The following is a 17765-nucleotide window of genomic DNA, read 5'->3' on the forward strand; positions in this document are numbered from 1 at the left end:
TCTGTTGCATCCGCCTCCCCTCGTTCGATCCGGTTCGCCCTTCCCGCCACATCCGCAGTTCAGCGGCACGATTCTCGGCGGCGAGGGATACCGCACTGCAACAAAAGTTCGATGGCTGGCCGAAAACTTCACGAAGTGTGACGCCCTGTAACAGCTCGGGCGGTTTTTTTCACCCTTTGTTAGGCACGTTCATCAACACTTTAATGTAGAATCTTCAGCGACTTAAACCCTTTATGCTAGTCTGTCGTCCACAAGCCTTACGGCACTGCAGCACATTATTCGCTTTTCAAAGCCCGTCTTCTGCCATTAAGTTTTGAGCGTTAACGCAAGGAGACGGACATGGGACGCACTTATTCCTTCAATCTCCTCCTCTTCAGTGCAGCGTTTGTTTTTGTCGCTTCAATGCTCTTTGTCTGAGCCTGAGAGAGACGCCGAGGCCACGTTTTCAAGACCTGGCCTGGCGTAGACGCTAGGGTGGCGTTGCACCCCTTCCAGAGAAGACGCACGCCACCTTTGGAAGCTTTCGCGGCCATTGCGCCGGATTGCAGGCTTCCCGCCATGCGCAGTCATGAACAGTCATGAATAGTGAAAACAGGTCGTGCAGGGATCCGGAACGGATCCAACGGCCCTCTGCTGATCAGCGGCCCGGATCGTTGCGACGATCGGGGCCGCTGAAGGCTGAGCAAATCTCGTCGCTTCCAGTTTTTGCCGGCTTTGATGCCTGCAGCCGGACGCCGCATCGCCCCCTCCGTCAGGCCCTACGCGTCCGTCTTCGGAGACAGGCCGTCGCGTATCATGCGTTACGTGTCAGGCTGCCGCTCCGGCCCGGCTGTCATCGCTCGGCTGGCGTCCGAGCGTCTGCAAAACGCTTGCCACGAGCGGCGCCCGGTTCATCGTGTAGAAGTGGAATTCGTGCAGCCCCCGGCCGATCAGATCCTCGATCTGCTCCGCCGCCACCTCCGCCGCAATCTTGGCGCGATCGGCGGGATTGTCGTCAAAGCCGGCGAAACGATCGTCCAGGAAGGCCGGAACGGTCGAGCCGCAACGGCTGGCAAAGCGCTTGAGCTGGGTCAGGTTCTGGATCGGCATGATGCCTGGAATGACGGGAATGGAAATGCCGGCCTTGCGCACGGCTTCGAGATAGCGCTCGAAGACGTCGTTGTCGAAGAAGAACTGGGTCAGCGCGCGATCGGCGCCATTGTCCGCCTTCCGCTTCAGCATTTCGATGTCCGCGGAAACGTCGGGGCTCTCGGGGTGCTTTTCCGGGTAGGCGGAAACGGAAATGTCGAGGTCGCCCTCCTTCTTCAGCGCAGCCACCAGTTCGGCGGCATTGGCATAGCCCTCCGGATGCGGCCGGTATGCCGTGCCGATGCCACTGGAGGGATCGCCGCGCAGCGCCACGATGCGGCGCACGCCGAGGTTTTTCAGATCATCCAGCACCTGGTGCGTCTCGGCCCTGTCGGCATCCACGCAGGTGAGGTGCGAGGCGGTGGTGAGCCCCACCGTCTCGATCATGTGCTGAACGGCTGAGAAGGTCGGCGCCTTGGTGGTGCCGCCGGCACCATAGGTCACGGAAACGAAATCCGGATTGTAGCGCTTCAGTTCCTGCGCTGTTTCCCACAGCTGGCCTTCCATTTCCGCCGATTTGGGTGGGAAGAATTCGAAGGAGATGCGAAAGCGGTCCTTGGTGGCTGAGGTCATGAGGTTGCATCCGATAGAAGTTGTGTCCGCGGAGCCGCCCTCCCGGGAGCGGCCGGTGAGGCCGCCGCGCGGGCAAGCCAGATGGTCACTGTCAGGGCCGGACCGTCTGCCGTGCCATCCGGCTGCAGATCCAGAATGCGCTCCACCGTCAGGCCGAGCTTTTCCAGCCATTCGCTGATCACCGGATGCGAAAAGCCAAGCCGCAAATGGGCATGCTCCTCGCGCAGATAATCGAAAAGGTGCGGCGCAAGATCGACGATGATCAGGCGCCCGTCCGGACGCACGACCTTGGCCGCCTCGGCAATCGCACGATCCGGCTGATCGAGGAAATGCAGGACCTGGTGAAGGATCACGAGATCGAAATCGCCAGCCTCGATGGGCAGATTGAAGATATCGCCCTGCCGTACGGAAGCCTTCATGATGCCAGCCCGGTCGAGGTTGGCGCGGGCCACCGCCAGCATGTCACGGCTCGCATCGATACCGACGGCGCGGCGATAGGCATGCTGCAGCATTTGCAGGATGAGGCCTGTACCGGTGCCGAGGTCCAGCAGAGAATCGACCGGCTCCGGCCCGATCAGCGACAGGAGCGCGGTCTCCACCGCCTGGTCGCTGACGTGGAGGCGGCGCAGCTCGTCCCATTCGGCGGCATTGCGGCTGAAATAGGCCTGGGCCCGCTCCGCCCGCACCCGTTTGACTTCCGCCAGGCGCTCGCCGTCGCGCATCAGCACCGGATCCTGCGGGCCTGCAGCCTCGAGCAGAAGACGGGCGAGCGGCGAGACGTCGCCATCCTGCTTCAGCCGGAAATAAGCCCAGGCCCCTTCCTGATAGCGCTCGATCAGCCCCTCTTCCGAGAGGAGCTTCAAATGGCGGGAGATGCGCGGCTGCGACTGACCGAGGATCTCCGTCAGGTCGCTGACCGTCAGATCGCCCGCCGACAGCAGCGCCAAAAGACGAAACCGGGTGGGCTCACCCGCTGTCTTCAGCACATCCACCAGTCTGTCGAGGCCCAGAGCCATCATGCATCCCACTACGATCAAGATATAAAGATATCTTTATATAACAGCGGGACCGACTGCAAGCGCTTTTACCGGACCGCGCTTCTGCCAATGCCTGGTCCGAACGAAAACGCCCGGACCTGTGCGCGCGCTGCGAGGTCCGGGCGTTTTCAAATCTCAAGATCGGCGATCCCGGCGGAGATCGCCGTCGCGATTGTTGTCAGCGGGTCAGGCGCTTGTAGGTCACCCGCTTCGGGTTGACCGAATCGGCGCCAAGGCGGCGGATCTTGTCGGCCTCGTAGTCCTCGAAATTGCCTTCGAACCATTCCACATGGCTATCGCCTTCGAAAGCCAGGATATGCGTGGCCAGACGGTCGAGGAACATGCGATCATGGCTGATGATGACGGCGCAGCCGGCAAAATTCTCCAGCGCATCTTCAAGCGCGCCCAGCGTCTCGGTATCGAGGTCGTTGGTCGGTTCGTCGAGCAGCACGACATTGCCGCCGGCCTTCAGCATCTTGGCAAGGTGGACGCGGTTGCGCTGGCCGCCGGACAGCGTGCCGACCTTCTGCTGCTGATCGCCGCCCTTGAAGTTGAAGGCGCCGCAATAGGCGCGCGAATTCATCTCGTGCTTGCCAAGCTTGATGATGTCGTTGCCGCCGGAGATTTCTTCCCAGACGCTCTTGTCGGCCGCAAGTGCGTCACGGCTCTGGTCGACATAGCCGAGATGCACGGTTTCGCCGATGGTGATCGAGCCGCTATCAGGCTGTTCCTGGCCGGTGATCATGCGGAACAGCGTGGTCTTACCCGCACCGTTCGGCCCGATCACGCCGACAATGCCGCCCGGCGGCAGCTTGAAGGACAGGTTTTCGAACAGGACGCGGTCACCATAGGTCTTCGAGATATTCTCCGCATCGATCACCACATTGCCGAGCCGCTCGCCGACGGGAATGATGATCTGCGCATCGCCGGGACGGCGATCTTCCGCCGCCTTGACCAGCTCGTCATAAGCGCGGATACGCGCCTTCGACTTGGCCTGCCGCGCCTTGGGGCTGGAGGCGATCCATTCCTGTTCGCGCGCAAGCGCCTTCTGGCGGGCGCCCTCTTCGCGGTCTTCCTGCGCCATGCGCTTGGCCTTCGACTGAAGATAGGCGGAATAATTGCCTTCGTACGGGATGCCGCGACCACGGTCGAGCTCGAGGATCCAGCCCGTGACATTGTCGAGGAAGTAGCGGTCGTGGGTCACCATCAGGATGGCGCCCGGATATTCGCGCAGGTGCTTTTCAAGCCAGGCGATGGTTTCGGCATCCAGGTGGTTGGTCGGCTCGTCGAGGAGCAGCAGATCGGGCTGGCGCAGCAGGAGCTGGCAGAGCGCGACGCGGCGCTTTTCACCGCCGGAGAGATTGTCGACATTGGCGTCGCCCGGCGGGCAGCGCAGCGCGTCCATGGCCATTTCGACCTGGCTCTCCAGATCCCACAGGTTCTGGCTGTCGATGACGTCCTGGAGCTTGGCGCCCTCATCGGCCGTCTCGTCGGAATAGTTCATCATCAGCTCGTTGTACCGGTCAAGAATGGCCTTCTTGTCGGCAACGCCTTCCATGACATTTTCCAGGACGGTCTTGGAGGAATCGAGCTGCGGCTCCTGCGCCAGGTAGCCGAGTGTCGCGCCATCGGCAAGCCAGGCCTCGCCCGTCCACTCCTTGTCCAGACCGGCCATGATCTTGAGGACGGTGGACTTACCGGCCCCGTTCGGGCCGAGAATGCCGATCTTGGCATCCGGATAGAAGGACAGGTGGATGTTCTCGAGGATCTTCTTGTTGCCGTAGGCCTTGTTCAGCCCGGCCATGTGATAGATGAATTGACGTGCCATAAGGACAATCGCTCCGGCGTCTCTTGGGGTTTGGACGCTATCTAGGCGAAACAGGGGCCGGGAGCAATGCGCAAGGGGAAGGAAGCCTTCAATGTTTACGACATCCGCCAGCCTGGCAAGCCCGACCGGCGCCGTCCTTGCGCTGCGCCACCAGCCCGCAGCCGGCGCGCCGCGGGCCATCCTGCAGATCTGCCATGGCCTGGCCGAGCATTCCGGGCGCTATCGCGCCTTCGCAGAATTCATGGCGGATCGGGGCTTTGAGGTCTATGCCCATGACCATCGCGGCCATGGATTGACCACGGCACCGGATGCGGTGCAGGGACGGTTTGCACAAACGGGCGGCGTGGAAAAGGTGATCGCCGATGTAAAGGCCGTCACCGATCACGCGACCGCGCAAAATCCCGGCCTTCCCGTTCTGCTGTTCGGCCATTCCATGGGCGGCCTGATTGCGCTCAACACGGCGCTCAGCCACCCGCGCAGCGTCCAGGCACTTGCGATCTGGAATTCCAACTTCGCCGTCGGCTTCATGGGCCGCGTAGCGCAGGCCGTGCTGAAGACCGAGCGGGCATTGAAAGGCTCGGATGTGCCGAGCGCCATCCTGCCGCGGCTCACCTTCGAGACCTGGGGCCGCTCCATGCCCGATTTCAAGAGCCAGGCCGACTGGCTGAGCCGCGACCGCGCCGAAGTGGAGGCCTATGAGGCCGATCCGCTCTGCGGCTTCGATATCAGTGTGTCGATGTGGCTCGACGTCTTCGACCTCACCTTTCGCGGCAGTCAGCAGCAAGGCCTGAGCCGGCTGAAGAAGGACATGCCCATCCACCTCGTCGGCGGCGGAGAAGATCCCGCCACCGATGGCGCCAAGGCGATTGCCTGGCTCTCCCATCGCCTTGCGGCTGCCGGATTCACCAGGGTCACCCGGCGCATCTATCCCGAAATGCGCCACGAGACGCTCAAGGAGATCGGCCGCGAAAAGGCCATGGCCGAATTTGCCGATTGGGCGGCTGCACATCTCGCCGCGCCGCCCGCCATGGCCGGAATGACCTCATGACTAGAATTCAAGTGCCGCATTGATCGGCGCGGGCTATGAGGGGATGGAGATGACGAATGATGTCGCTTCCCTCATCCGCCCTTTGAGCACCTTCTCCCCGAGGGTGGAAGGGAAAGCTGCGGCGCCACGGGTCTTTCTCTCCCCTCAGGGAGAGGGTCGCCGAGCAAAGCGGAGGCGGGGGTGAGGGTGCGTCAGTTGCCGTCATGAAACGGTGCGGCACGGCAACGGACGAGAAGAGACCGGCGAGGAGACATGCAGAGCGAAAGCCCCCAGAAACCGCCCCTCCAGGGCATTCGTGTGATCGAGCTGGCCCGGATCCTGGCTGGACCCTGGGCGGGCCAGGTGCTGGCCGACTACGGCGCCGATGTGATCAAGCTCGAAAACCCCGAAGGCGGCGATGATACGCGCAGCTGGGGGCCGCCTTTCGTGACCGGCGCCGATGGCGACAATCTCTCGGCCGCCTATTACCACGCCACCAATCGGGGCAAGCGGTCGGTTGCGGTCGACTTCTCGACGCCTGAAGGGCAGAAGATCGTGCGCGACCTGGTGCGGGATGCCGATGTCGTCATCGAAAACTTCAAGCGCGGCGGACTGGCGAAATACGGGCTCGACTACGAGAGCCTGAAAGCGATCAATCCCCGGCTGGTCTATTGCTCCATCACCGGCTTCGGCCAGGACGGTCCTTATGCCGATCTCGCCGGCTATGATTACATCGTGCAGGGCATGTCCGGCTTCATGTCGGTGACCGGCGCCAGCGATGGCGAGCCGATGAAGGCCGGCGTCGCCATTGCCGATCTGTTCACCGGCATCTATGCCGTCACGGCCATCCAGGCGGCGCTGATCCACGTCATGAAGACCGGCGAAGGCCAGTTCGTCGACATGGCGCTGCTCGACGTGATGTCGGCAGTGATGGCCAACCAGAACATGAACTACCTGATCTCGGGCCAATCTCCCGTGCGGCTCGGCAATGCCCATCCCAATATCAGCCCCTATGAAGTCATGCCGACCAAAGACGGCCACCTGATCCTGGCCGTCGGCAATGACGGCCAGTTCCGCCGCTTCTGCAGCCTTCTCGGCCTTGCCGAACTGGCCGACGATGTCCGCTATGCCACCAATCGCGCGCGCGTCGCGCATCGGGGCGAATTGCGCGCCACCCTCATCGACGCAACGGCGGGCTGGACGAAAGCGGAGCTTCTGGCCGCCTGCGGCCGCAATGGCGTTCCGGCCGGACCGATCAATTCCATCGGCGATATGTTCGAAGATCCGCAGATTCAGGCACGCGGCCTGAAAATCGAGCTTGAAGCTGCCGATGGAACGGTCATACCTGGAGTGCGCACGCCCGTCGTGCTTTCCAGGACGCCGCTGCGCTATGACAGGCCAAGCCCGCGGCTTGGCGAACATACGGACGATGTTCTCTCGGAACTCGACCTGCGACAGGAAGAAAGGCAGACCCCATGAAGACCGGCGGACAATTGATCGTCGAGGCGCTGAAAGCGAACGGCGCAAGCCGCGTCTCCTGCGTTCCGGGCGAAAGCTATCTCGCTGTTCTCGACGCGCTCTATGACAGCGGCATCGAGGTGCTCGTCTGCCGGCAGGAAGGCGGCGCCGCGATGATGGCCGATTGCTGGGGCCGGCTGACCGGCGAGCCCGGCATCTGCATGGTGACCCGCGGTCCGGGCGCCACCAATGCCTCCGCCGGCCTGCATGTCGCCATGCAGGATTCGATCCCGATGATCCTCTTCATCGGCCAGGTCCAGCGCGATGCGCGCGAGCGCGAGGCCTTTCAGGAGGTGGAATACCGCCGCGCCTTCACCGAATTTGCCAAATGGGTCGGCGAGATCGACGATGCGCGCCGCATTCCCGAATTCGTCACCCGTGCCTTTGCCGTCGCCACCTCCGGCCGTCCCGGCCCCGTGGTGCTGACGCTGCCGGAAGACATGCTGATGGACGCGGTCGAGGCGCCGGCCGCCCAGCACTATACCCGCGTCGAGGCCCATCCAGGCCGGGCGCAGCTTGCCCGCTTCGGCGACCTGCTGAAAGAAGCGCGCCGGCCGATGATCATCCTCGGCGGCACGCGCTGGAGCGAGGACGCTGTTGCGGATATCCACGATTTCGCCGCGCGCTTCCACCTGCCGGTCGGCTGTTCCTTCCGCCGGCAGATGCTGTTCGACCATATGCACACCTCCTATGCCGGCGATGTCGGCATCGGCATCAATCCGGCGCTTGCCAAGGAGATCAAGGACAGCGACCTGATCCTCCTGCTCGGCGCCCGGATGTCGGAAATGCCCTCCTCCGGCTACACGCTTCTCGATATACCCTACCCCTCGCAGACGATCGTGCATGTCTTTCCCGATCCGGAAGAACTCGGCCGGATCTACCGTCCGGATCTGGCGATATGCGCCGCACCGGCGGAATTCGTCGCAGCCCTGCGGGATCTCGAAGCCCCGGCTTCGCCGATCTGGGCCGAGCGGACCGCCGCCATGCATGATGCCTATTTGAAATGGTCGACGCCGCCGGAAACCGGACCGGGGGATGTGCAGATGGGCCCGATCATGACCTGGATCGAGCACAATACGCCGAAGACCGCGATCTTCACCAATGGCGCCGGCAATTATGCCACCTGGCTGCACCGTTTTCACCGGTTCCAGGCCTATAATACGCAGGCCGCTCCCACATCCGGCTCCATGGGCTACGGACTGCCGGCGGCAGTGGCCGCCAAGCAGCTCTTCCCCGACCGCGAAGTCGTCTGCTTTGCCGGCGATGGCTGCTTCATGATGCATGGACAGGAATTCATCACGGCCGTGCGCTATGACCTGCCAATCATCACCGTTCTCGTCAACAACGGCACCTATGGCACGATCCGCATGCACCAGGAGCGGGAGTTCCCCGGCCGCGTCAGCGCCACCGATCTCGTCAATCCGGACTTCGTCGCCTTCGCACAAGCCTATGGCGGCCATGGGGAACGGGTCGAAAGGACCGACGACTTCGGCCCGGCCTATGAGCGGGCGCGCAGGAGCGACAAGCCGGCCATTATCGAGGTGATGCTGTCGCCGGAAGCCATTACCCCGACCCGCACGCTGACGCAGATTCGCGAAAAGACCGCCTGAGGGGAAATAGCGGCGGTTGCACAAGCCGCCGCCGCGCGCCCCGAAAGGTTCATCCACGCTTGGCCGCGGCCATCAGCGCCCTATCTCCCTATGCCTGTGCTTTGCACCGAACCTATTCGCCCAGGGGATGCCGTGACTGATCATTCCGGGCGCAGGAGCTGAGGAGACCCGCTTTGCTGCATGCTTACCTGATTGCGCTCACCGGTATTGCCCTTGCCCAGATCAGCCCTGGTCCCAACCTCTTCGCCGTTGCCGGCGCGGGGCTCGGCCACGGTCGAAAGGCAGCCTTCTTCGTCGTCCTCGGCATCGCCTCGGCCATCCTCGTGTGGGTTGCTGCGGCAGCGGCCGGTCTCGGCGCGCTTCTGACGCTCTATCCATCCGTCCTGACGGTGATGAAGGTGCTGGGCGGCAGCTATCTGTGCTTCATCGGGATCAGGGCGCTCCGCTCGGCGATCCGGGGCGGACCGCCCTCGATCAAGGCCAATGAAGGCGCCTGGACGCCGTGTTCGGCCTGGCGTCACGGGCTCCTGATCAATCTGTCCAATCCGAAATCCGCCCTTGCCTGGGCGGCGCTGGCGACTTTCCTCTACGGATCCGGCCTGACGGGCCCGCAAGTGCTCGGCTTTGCGCCGCTCGGCTTTCTCTCGGCGATCGTCATCTACGGAGTCTATGCGATCCTGTTTTCGACGGGCCTTGTGCGCAAGCTGCAGGCGCGGTTCACGCGGGCGACCGATGCTCTCTTCGGCCTGGCCTTCGGGGCGATCGGCGCACGCATTCTCGCCGATGGCGTCGGCGAGGTCGTCAGACGCTGATACGAGGGTCGACCTGCACCACCCAAGTATATATCATTGTTTTATAAGCATCTGAAGTATAATCGGACGAATTTATTTCCCTATTTATGGTGTCTTCATCTATTGCGTGGATGATCGGGCTGCGATTGACAGAAGCCTGGATCATCCCATGGAAGACGAGAACGCGCTTGGTATCTGGCAGGACGATGCTTTTGTCAGCGCCATTGCGCGCATGCAGGAGTCCGTGCGGGAGAGTGACGTCCTGCGGAACCTGCATCTCGCCTGTGAGGTTGTGGCGGGACCCTTGCGCCTGCTCGGCGTCACCGTGTGCCACGACGGCAAGACGGTTCTGGAAAAGGCGGATTACGGCAGTCTGCCTCTCCCGCCAGACCTCCCCTCCCTGGAATGCTTCCTTGCCCATTGCGGGATCGACACGGAAGGCGACGTCTGGCGACCGGATGGCGAGCCAGCCATGTTCGGCCGGAGCCTTTGCCTGAAGCAGAAGGTGGTGGGCCGCGTGGCGCTGTTCGGGCCGGGATTGAAGCGGCAGCGCGCGGTGCGCCACTGCGCGCAGGTCATCAGGCTTTGCGCCACCGCTTTGGCCGGCTTTCGCCAGAGGCGCCTGGCCCAGATGGTGCTCGAAGCGCTGGAGGAAAGCCATGAGGCCATTTCCTTCTATGACGAGAAGGATGGCATCGTCTTCACCAACCCGGCCTATCACCGCGTCTTTCCGCATTATCCGGAACCGGCAAAGCTGCTCGGGCGGACGCATCTGGACCTCTACCGGCTGGATCTGGAGGCGGGCATCATCGACGATCCGCTGGCGATCGCCGATCCTGAGGCCTATCTCGCCGAACGCGCTCACAAAGCGAAGTCCCTGGTCGGCCATCAACGCGAAATCCAGAAGATCGGCAGCCGGACCTATATCTATACCCGGTCGCGCTCCAAAACCGGGGCAACCATGTCGCGGCGGATCGATATTACCGAGCAGATCGCGACCGAAGCGCAACTGCGCGAGCGCGAAGCGGAGCTGCGCACCATCGCTTTCCGCGATGCGCTGACCGGCCTCCACAATCGCGCCTTCCTCCGCGATTACCTGGCACGTCTGCAGACCGAGGCAGCTTGCGACATTGCCGGCTTCGTCATCGATCTCGACGGCTTCAAGCTGGTCAACGACAGCTATGGCCATGATCTCGGCGACCATATTCTCCAGGTCGTGGCGCAGAGACTGCTGACGTCGGTGCCACAGGACGATCTCGTCATACGGCTTGGCGGCGACGAATTCGTCGCGCTCCTGACGCCGGCACCGACAAGGGACGAGCTGGCGGCGCTGGCCGGTCGCATCGTCTGCGCCTTGCAGGAGCCCATTCTGCACGAGGGCGTGGCCATGCGCGTCGGCGTCAGTATCGGCATCCATTCCGGCTCAAGCCTCGAGGCGGCCGAACTGATAAGCGATGCCGACATTGCCATGTACGAAATGAAGAAGAAGAAGCGCAGCGGCTTTGCCTTCTTCGAACCTGCCATGCGGCTGGCGGTAAGCCGGCGCATCCGCCTGACGGAAGACATACGCGCCGCAATTGCCGGCAACGCGTTCGAACTCTATTACCAGCCGCAATATTCCAGCCGCGACCATCGCGTGGTCGGCTGCGAGGCGCTGGCGCGCTGGAAGCACGCCACTGAAGGCTTCATCTCACCCGAGATCTTCATTCCGATCATCGAGGAGGAAGGCCTGATCGAGGGCTTCGGCGAATGGGTGCTGAGAGCGGCGTGCCAGGAGGCCGTCCAGTGGCCCGATTGGGCCCGGGTCGCGGTCAATGTCTCGCCGCTGCAGCTGTCGAGCGGTCGCTTCCCGGCCATTCTTGCTGATGTCCTTTCAAGCAGCGGGCTTCGGCCCGATCGGCTGGAACTGGAGATCACCGAATCCGTCTTTCTCGGCGAGGAAGCGAGCACGCGCGCGCAGCTCGAACAATGGAAGGCGCTCGGCGTGCGCATCGCGCTCGACGATTTCGGCTATGGCTATTCCTCGCTCGGCTATCTCACATCCTTTCCCATCGACAAGATCAAGATCGATCGCCGTTTCCTCGGCGCCTCGAGCAGGGCGGAATCGGAAGCCAGGATTGAAGTCATCGTCCCCGCCATCATCTCGCTTGCGCAATCTTTGGGCATGGCGGTTACGGCCGAAGGGGTCGAACATCCCGAACAGGCGGCCTATCTTGCCGACCATTCCTGCGGCGAGTTGCAGGGCTATCTTCTGGGCAAACCCATGCCGGCGGCAGAGGCGCGCTCCCTCTTTGAAAAAGCCCGTGCGGAGCGGCCGCGTGACGCCGGCTCGACCCGTCGATCCCGCATCCACAGCTCATGAGGCCCGATGCGAAGGCTGCCGGCGCAAATCACGGGAGCAAGGACGCTTTCTTCGGCGATTAAAAAAACCCGGCGGATCAGCAAGATCCGCCGGGTTTTTGACTCAGTCTCTCATTCTGCTCACAGAGCAGCGGTGACGATGAACTCGACCTTGTAATCCGGGGTCGCCAGAGCGGCTTCGGAGGTTGCGCGCGCCGGCGGGTTCGCCGGATCGATCCAGCCTTCCCAGACGGCATTCATTTCGCCGAATGTCGACATGTCGGAGAGGTAGATGATCGTCTGCAGGATCTTCGACTTGTCCGTACCGGCTGCAGCGAGCAGGCGGTCGACTTCGGCCAGTGCCGACTTCGACTGTTCCGTCACCGAGGTGCCTTCACCGACCTGGCCGGCGAGATAGACGGTGTTGCCGTGAACGACGGCGCCACTCATGCGCTTGCCGGGTTCGATACGCTTGATGCTCATGAAAATACTCCTCATGGAAATGAGCGGGGGAAAATCGGACGGGGAGAGGCTGAGACAGCCTGCCGCATTCAGCCGCGCAGGTGCTGGCTCTTCTCGTAAATGGCCGTGGAGCGGGCGCCGGAACGGCAATAGCCCAGCATGGGGCGCGGCAGATCATCCAGCGCGTCGACCATGCCGTTGACGGCTTCGGCATCCACGCCCATGCGGCCCACCGGCACATGCGCGATCTTCAGTCCCAATTCCTCGGCCCTGGCCGCCACCTCTGCGAAGTTCGGCTGGCCGGGCTCTTCGTCATCCGGGCGATTGCAGACGATCGACTGGAAGCCCATCGCCTTGATCTCGTCCAGGTCCTGCGGGGTAATCTGCCCCGTCACCGAATATTCATCGTTGATCTGGCGGATTTCTATCATCGTCGGCCTCCGGCGTAAACACTCTCAAAAAACCAGGCTACCCCTTACGATGGCACCAAGCGCACGTCAATGACGGGTGGCCCGGGGGACGGGTGGCCCGGGGGACGGGTCGGCCAAGGCAGGCGGCTCAGCCGAAGGCGAAGCGCAGGGCGTAATCGACGCTCTCTCCGGGCGCGAGCACATGAAGCTCACCCGAGGCCGAAAGCTCCTCGCGGCTTGCCAGGCGATGCGAGACCGGCTCGATGCCGAGCACATGCGCGGGAGCCTTCTGATTGCGCCAGACCTGGAGATAAGGCAGCGTATCGGTCTTGAACTTCACCTTCAGCGTCACGCCTCCCAGGCTGGCAATCGGCCCAAGCGCCACCTCCGCCCAATCCTCGCTTTGCGAGCGGGCCGGCACGCAGAAGACACCGCCCGGCTCCTCGCCGAAATTCCAGGCAAGGCTGCCGCCTTCCAGCATGCGGCCCGTCAGGCGCACATGGCTGTCGAACAGCCAGGCGCCGAGGTTCATGTGGTACATGTGCACTTTGGCAAATGGCAGCGACCCGACATTGGTGACCCTGTCGGTCAGGCAAACCTCGCCCGTTTCGCCGCTGATCCGGTAGCGGCGTTCCAGCAGCGCCTCTCCACCCTCCGCGGTGGTGACGGCAATGCGCGCAGTGCATTCGGCATCCTCGCCCTGCGCATCCCAGAAGAGGATATCGGCCTTGTTGCCGGAGAAGGAGCCGTGCAGCGGAAAGCGCTTCCCGGCATTGCCGCCCACAGGCACCGGATGGCGGATGTGATCCGGCCCGCAGGTGAACAGGAAACCCTCCAGCGAATGATCGATTCGCGGATCTCCGTCATCGGGGATGGCACGACCGGGCGCCACATCGGTGGCATCCACAAGGCAGGCGCCGATATCGAGGACGCTTTTCTCATCCAGGAACAGTTTCGGCCCCCGGGCCGCGGCAAATAGCTTCACAATAGGCCTCCCTTTGCCGGTCAAGCCTCGGGCTTTCTGTCGAATGCCCCGGACCCGCTGACTTTCGGCCTTACGTTCCCGGCAAATGCACAAGCACGCAAGGCCCAAAGGGCGGTTCCGGAAAGCCCTACCCTGCCGGCATCAACACAAAGTCATCCGCTTCCACGACATATTCATTGATCGTTCACCATGACTTCTTATTTTTCCACACTGACGACAAATTTGCCTGTCTTTGAAAAGCCTTGAAGCGTTGGGAACGAGGCGGGCTGCCCGCCGTTGTCTGTCGTAACCGGAATTGGTGATATCGTGAAGTCTGCACCTCTGACAAGCATCGGCCTTAGCATCGGCTTGGGAATAAGCCTGGGCTTCGGCCTCTCTCTCGTCTCCGCCGAAAAGGCGCAGGCGCAGAGCCGCTATGGTGACTACCGCTCGGACACCGTCCTCGTGACGCCCGACGGCGCCATCCTGGATTATATGCCGGAAGCAGGCGAAGTTGTGGTTCGCCGCGACGGGATGGGGCGGCGCGTTCTCTACGATCGGTACGGCAACCTGATTGCGACGGAAGTGCAAGGCGGCGGCCGCGCCTATGACGAGACCTATCCCCCGCCTCCGGCCCGCGATTATTCCTATCGCCCGGGCGGCGAACAGGGCGGCAATTATCGTGATTTCCGCGAATATCGACCCGGCTCCGAGCCCGGCGACGTGACGGGTACCATTCCCGGCGGCGTGCCCCGTGATTCGGCCATCATCCGGCTGCCGCTCGACGAGGACGGCGCCATTTTCGACGACGGAGAGCAGGAAGCCTCCATCGCACCGCAGGCCCTGCCCCAGCCGACCATCGCTCCGCAGAGCAACAAGCCTGTCATTTCGATGACGAAGAAGGCGGAGGCCGAAATCGTTGCGCTGCAGGTCTTTCTGGATCGGCAGGGCATTTCGCCGGGCGTGATCGACGGCCATCAGGGCGAAAACGTCAACAAGGCCATTGCCGCCTGGCAGGAAATGACGGGCGAAACGCTGGATCCGAACAATTCCGAAGAAATCATGCAGCGGCTCTCTTATTCCGGCGGCCTGCCGATCGTCGACTATACGATCACCGCTGCCGATGCCGCCGGTCCTTATGTAGCATCCATACCGGATGACTATGCCCATAAGGCGCAGCTGCCGGCCATGTCCTACACCTCGGTGACGGAGGCGCTGGCGGAGCGCTTCCACATGGACGAAGCCTATCTGAAGAACCTCAACCCGAACGCCGATTTCAGCGTTCCCGGCACGATCATCAAGGTTGTCAATCCGGGCCAGCCCAAGACCGGCGAAGTCGTCCGCATCCTGGCCGACAAGGCCAAGAAGCAGGTGCTTGCCTATGGGTCGGACGGCAAGCTGGTCGCCGTCTATCCGGCCACGATCGGGTCCTCCGACACGCCCTCGCCTTCGGGCACGCATACGGTGGAGCGGATCGCGCTCAACCCCGGATACACGTATAATCCGAAGATCAACTTCAAGCAGGGCGACAATGACAAGATCCTGCAGATCCCGCCCGGCCCCAACGGTCCCGTCGGAACGGTCTGGATCGCGCTGTCCAAGCCCACTTACGGCATTCACGGCACGCCGGAACCGTCCAAGATCGGCAAGACCAACAGCCATGGCTGTATCCGCCTGACCAATTGGGACGCGACCGAACTGGCGAAAATGGTGAAGCCCGGCACCGTGGTGGAATTCGTCGACTGACCGCAAATGCCATAGAGCGCCCCGTCCGGGCGCTCTCCATTCGTTGGCAAACCTGTCAGCGCACATAAAGGACGAGCCTTCGTCAGCAGTCAAAGAGCGCCTCATCGGGCGCTCTTTGTCATTGGCGACGGATCGAAATGTCTTTTCAGGCAGCGTCCCGCCGGAAGTTCAGCACCCGCGGCGTGCCGCTTCGCACAATCCGCACCGGCATCAGCTGCTTGATCTCTTCGGCAAGCGCACGGGAATTGTCGCGGGCCTTGTCGAGATTGGAGACTTTCGCCGGGTCGAGCGAATAGAGCGTGCCGCCGGCTTCGAAGACTTCGCGGAAAGCGGTGCGCTCGCCGATCGGCGTATTCAGCACGTTCACCCCGCGCTGGGCGAGCAGGCCCTTGATGGCCAGCAGCGAACGTGTCGTCACCATCGGCGTCACGCGCGTCAGGACAACCGAATGAGAAATGGCCAGACCGGCCTTGTCCCTCATCAGCGCCAGAAGATCGAGGATCTGCGCACCGCCCTTGGCATCCATGGCCGAACCCTGGATGGGGATGAAGACGTGATCGGAAAGGCCGATCGCGGTAGTGACCAGGGCATCGCGGGCACCGGCGAGATCGATGATGAAATAATCCGTGGCCGCCGCCATTTCCCGCAGATGACATTGGAGCGAAGCGACCGTCACCTCCGTGATGATCGTGATATTGCGCACCGCGCCGGACATGTCATGCCACTGGCTGATCCAGCGCTGGGGGTCGGCATCGATCAGGGTTACGCGGTAGCCCTGATGTGCGAGTTCGGTGGCAAGCAAAAGCGCGGCGGTGGTCTTTCCGGCCCCGCCTTTGGCATTTGCAAATGAGATGACTGGCATTTCGTATCCTCGATGAAAGCGAGCCGCATCGCTCTGGCATGCACCGAATTTGACATGGTGCCGACGATACAAATCCTCGAAGAACTGGGTTAACAATGGGTAAATTTAGAACTAGTCAATATTACTCAGTAGTTCAGCTAGACGGCCGATCCGCCGCCGCGAGAGCGTTCGTCAGCCTGCCGCGACGTCGAACCTGTCAACAAGTCTCGCAGGCCGCATCCTTCCCGGATAAAGACGGAGAGGATCTTTCGATGCCTCTCCGTTCAACGCTTTGTTGAAGCCTGTAGGCCTGCCGAGACTGCGGCACCCGGCGGTTGCCGGATCAGAAGCAGGCGCGCAGCAGGGCCTTCGTATTGTCCGGCGTCATCTTCACCGGATTGCCGCCGCAAGAGGGATCTTCGAGCGCCATGGCCGAAAGCTCGTCGATCCGCTCCGGCGTGATCCCCATGGCCGTCAGATTGGCCGGTACGTTCAACTCGGCCCTGAGCGACAGAACGTAATCGAAGAAGCCGTCAAAGCCGCCGGAAATACCGAGATAGGCCGCCGCGCGCTCGATCTTCTCCTCGATTGCTTCGCGGTTGAAGGTGAGAACGGGCGGCATGACAACGGCATTGGTCATGCCGTGATGGGTGTTGTAGACGGCGCCGATCGGATGCGACAGCGCATGAATGGCGCCGAGACCTTTCTGGAAGGCGACGGCGCCCATGGCGGCTGCGGCCATCATATTCGTTCTCGCCTCCAGATCCGTGCCTTCGCGATAGGCACGGGGCAGGAATTCCTTCACCAGCCGCATGCCTTCCAGCGCAATGCCCTGGCTCATGGGGTGGAAGAAGGGCGAGCAATAGGCTTCCAGGCAATGCGCGAAGGCATCCATGCCGGTGCCGGCGGTAATCGCCTTGGGCATGCCCATGGTCAGCTCCGGATCGCAGATGACGACGCCCGGCAGGAATCTCGGGTGGAAGATGATCTTCTTAACATGCGTTTTGGAATTGGTGATGACCGAAGCGCGACCGACTTCGGACCCGGTACCGGCCGTCGTCGGCACCGCCACGATGGGCGCGATGTCTTTCGTGCTGGCGCGCGTCCACCAGTCGCCAATATCCTCGAAGTCCCAGACGGGCCGATCCTGGCCGACCATGAAGGCCACGCATTTGCCGAGATCGAGGCCAGAGCCGCCGCCGAACGCCACGACACCGTCATGGCCACCGTCACGATAGGCCTTGATGCCGGCCTCGAGATTGATCTCGTTGGGGTTTGGGTCGACATCGGCAAACAATGCGCGGCCAAGCCCTCCCTCCTCCAGAACGTCGAGCGCGCCCTGGGTGATCGCCATGCCGGCAAGGCCGCGATCGGTTACGAGAAGCGGTTTTTTCATGCCGAGCGACGTGCAGGCCTCCGCCAGTTCCTTGATGCGGCCGCGGCCCAGCTTGACAGCGGTGGGATAGCTCCAGTTGGCAGTGATGTTCATG

The 17765-nt window shown here is 62.5% G+C and carries 14 protein-coding genes; 6 read left to right on the forward strand and 8 right to left on the reverse strand.

Features of this window, described 5'->3' with window-relative positions:
- Window positions 1–807 precede the first annotated feature (807 nt).
- The 3 genes from metF to ettA all read right to left on the reverse strand — a co-directional run bounded on the left by metF (window position 808) and on the right by ettA (window position 4566).
- Window positions 808–1701, reverse strand: coding sequence for a methylenetetrahydrofolate reductase [NAD(P)H] (metF, locus tag QTJ18_RS15470; protein WP_252751078.1), 894 nt, complete (start codon window positions 1699–1701; stop codon window positions 808–810).
- On the reverse strand, window positions 1698–2717 hold the full coding sequence (locus QTJ18_RS15475; protein WP_252751353.1) for an ArsR/SmtB family transcription factor: 1020 nt from the start codon (window positions 2715–2717) through the stop codon (window positions 1698–1700). Before QTJ18_RS15475 ends, metF begins: the two co-directional genes overlap by 4 nt.
- A 199-nt stretch (window positions 2718–2916) precedes the next feature.
- On the reverse strand, window positions 2917–4566 hold the full coding sequence (gene ettA / locus QTJ18_RS15480; protein ID WP_252751079.1) for an energy-dependent translational throttle protein EttA: 1650 nt from the start codon (window positions 4564–4566) through the stop codon (window positions 2917–2919).
- Window positions 4567–4657: 91 nt separating this feature from the next.
- Here ettA and QTJ18_RS15485 point away from each other — a divergent pair, with 91 nt between their 5' ends.
- From QTJ18_RS15485 to QTJ18_RS15505, 5 genes are all read left to right on the forward strand, one after another.
- On the forward strand, window positions 4658–5614 hold the full coding sequence (locus QTJ18_RS15485; RefSeq protein ID WP_252751080.1) for an alpha/beta hydrolase: 957 nt from the start codon (window positions 4658–4660) through the stop codon (window positions 5612–5614).
- 252 nt (window positions 5615–5866) lie between these two features.
- Complete coding sequence (gene caiB, locus QTJ18_RS15490) at window positions 5867–7072, forward strand: succinate--glutarate CoA-transferase (RefSeq protein WP_252751081.1); 1206 nt, start codon at window positions 5867–5869, stop codon at window positions 7070–7072.
- The gene (locus QTJ18_RS15495; RefSeq protein ID WP_252751082.1) at window positions 7069–8721 is read left to right on the forward strand and encodes a thiamine pyrophosphate-binding protein; all 1653 of its coding nucleotides are present in this window, start codon (window positions 7069–7071) and stop codon (window positions 8719–8721) included. Before caiB ends, QTJ18_RS15495 begins: the two co-directional genes overlap by 4 nt.
- Before the next feature lie 173 nt (window positions 8722–8894).
- A complete protein-coding gene (locus QTJ18_RS15500; protein WP_252751083.1) occupies window positions 8895–9533 on the forward strand; it encodes a LysE family translocator in 639 nt (212 codons plus the stop codon).
- A gap of 148 nt (window positions 9534–9681) precedes the next feature.
- The gene (locus QTJ18_RS15505) at window positions 9682–11874 is read left to right on the forward strand and encodes a putative bifunctional diguanylate cyclase/phosphodiesterase (RefSeq protein WP_252751084.1); all 2193 of its coding nucleotides are present in this window, start codon (window positions 9682–9684) and stop codon (window positions 11872–11874) included.
- Between the two features lie 119 nt (window positions 11875–11993).
- Here the strand turns inward: QTJ18_RS15505 and QTJ18_RS15510 are convergent, their stop codons facing one another.
- The 3 genes from QTJ18_RS15510 to QTJ18_RS15520 all read right to left on the reverse strand — a co-directional run bounded on the left by QTJ18_RS15510 (window position 11994) and on the right by QTJ18_RS15520 (window position 13709).
- Window positions 11994–12335 carry a RidA family protein gene (locus tag QTJ18_RS15510; RefSeq protein ID WP_252751085.1) on the reverse strand — a complete coding sequence of 114 codons (342 nt, stop codon included), beginning with the start codon at window positions 12333–12335 and terminating at the stop codon, window positions 11994–11996.
- Window positions 12336–12403: 68 nt separating this feature from the next.
- Window positions 12404–12742, reverse strand: a complete 339-nt coding sequence (locus QTJ18_RS15515) for a protein tyrosine phosphatase family protein (RefSeq protein ID WP_252751354.1) — start codon at window positions 12740–12742, stop codon at window positions 12404–12406.
- A 130-nt stretch (window positions 12743–12872) separates the two neighbouring features.
- Window positions 12873–13709 (reverse strand): DUF4432 family protein, encoded by an 837-nt coding sequence (locus QTJ18_RS15520; RefSeq protein ID WP_252751086.1) that lies wholly within the window; start codon window positions 13707–13709, stop codon window positions 12873–12875.
- Between the two features lie 306 nt (window positions 13710–14015).
- Between QTJ18_RS15520 and QTJ18_RS15525 the strand changes: the two genes are divergently transcribed.
- Entirely contained in the window at window positions 14016–15434 is a 1419-nt protein-coding gene (locus QTJ18_RS15525; RefSeq protein ID WP_252751087.1) for a L,D-transpeptidase, read from the forward strand.
- A 145-nt stretch (window positions 15435–15579) separates the two neighbouring features.
- On the opposite strand, the gene QTJ18_RS15530 is transcribed toward QTJ18_RS15525, so the two are convergent.
- Entirely contained in the window at window positions 15580–16296 is a 717-nt protein-coding gene (locus tag QTJ18_RS15530) for a ParA family protein (protein ID WP_252751088.1), read from the reverse strand.
- A gap of 322 nt (window positions 16297–16618) precedes the next feature.
- A complete protein-coding gene (locus QTJ18_RS15535) occupies window positions 16619–17764 on the reverse strand; it encodes an iron-containing alcohol dehydrogenase (protein WP_252751089.1) in 1146 nt (381 codons plus the stop codon).
- Window position 17765 lies beyond the last annotated feature (1 nt).

It is taken from the genome of Rhizobium sp. SSA_523, assembly GCF_030435705.1.
Taxonomy (GTDB): domain Bacteria; phylum Pseudomonadota; class Alphaproteobacteria; order Rhizobiales; family Rhizobiaceae; genus Neorhizobium.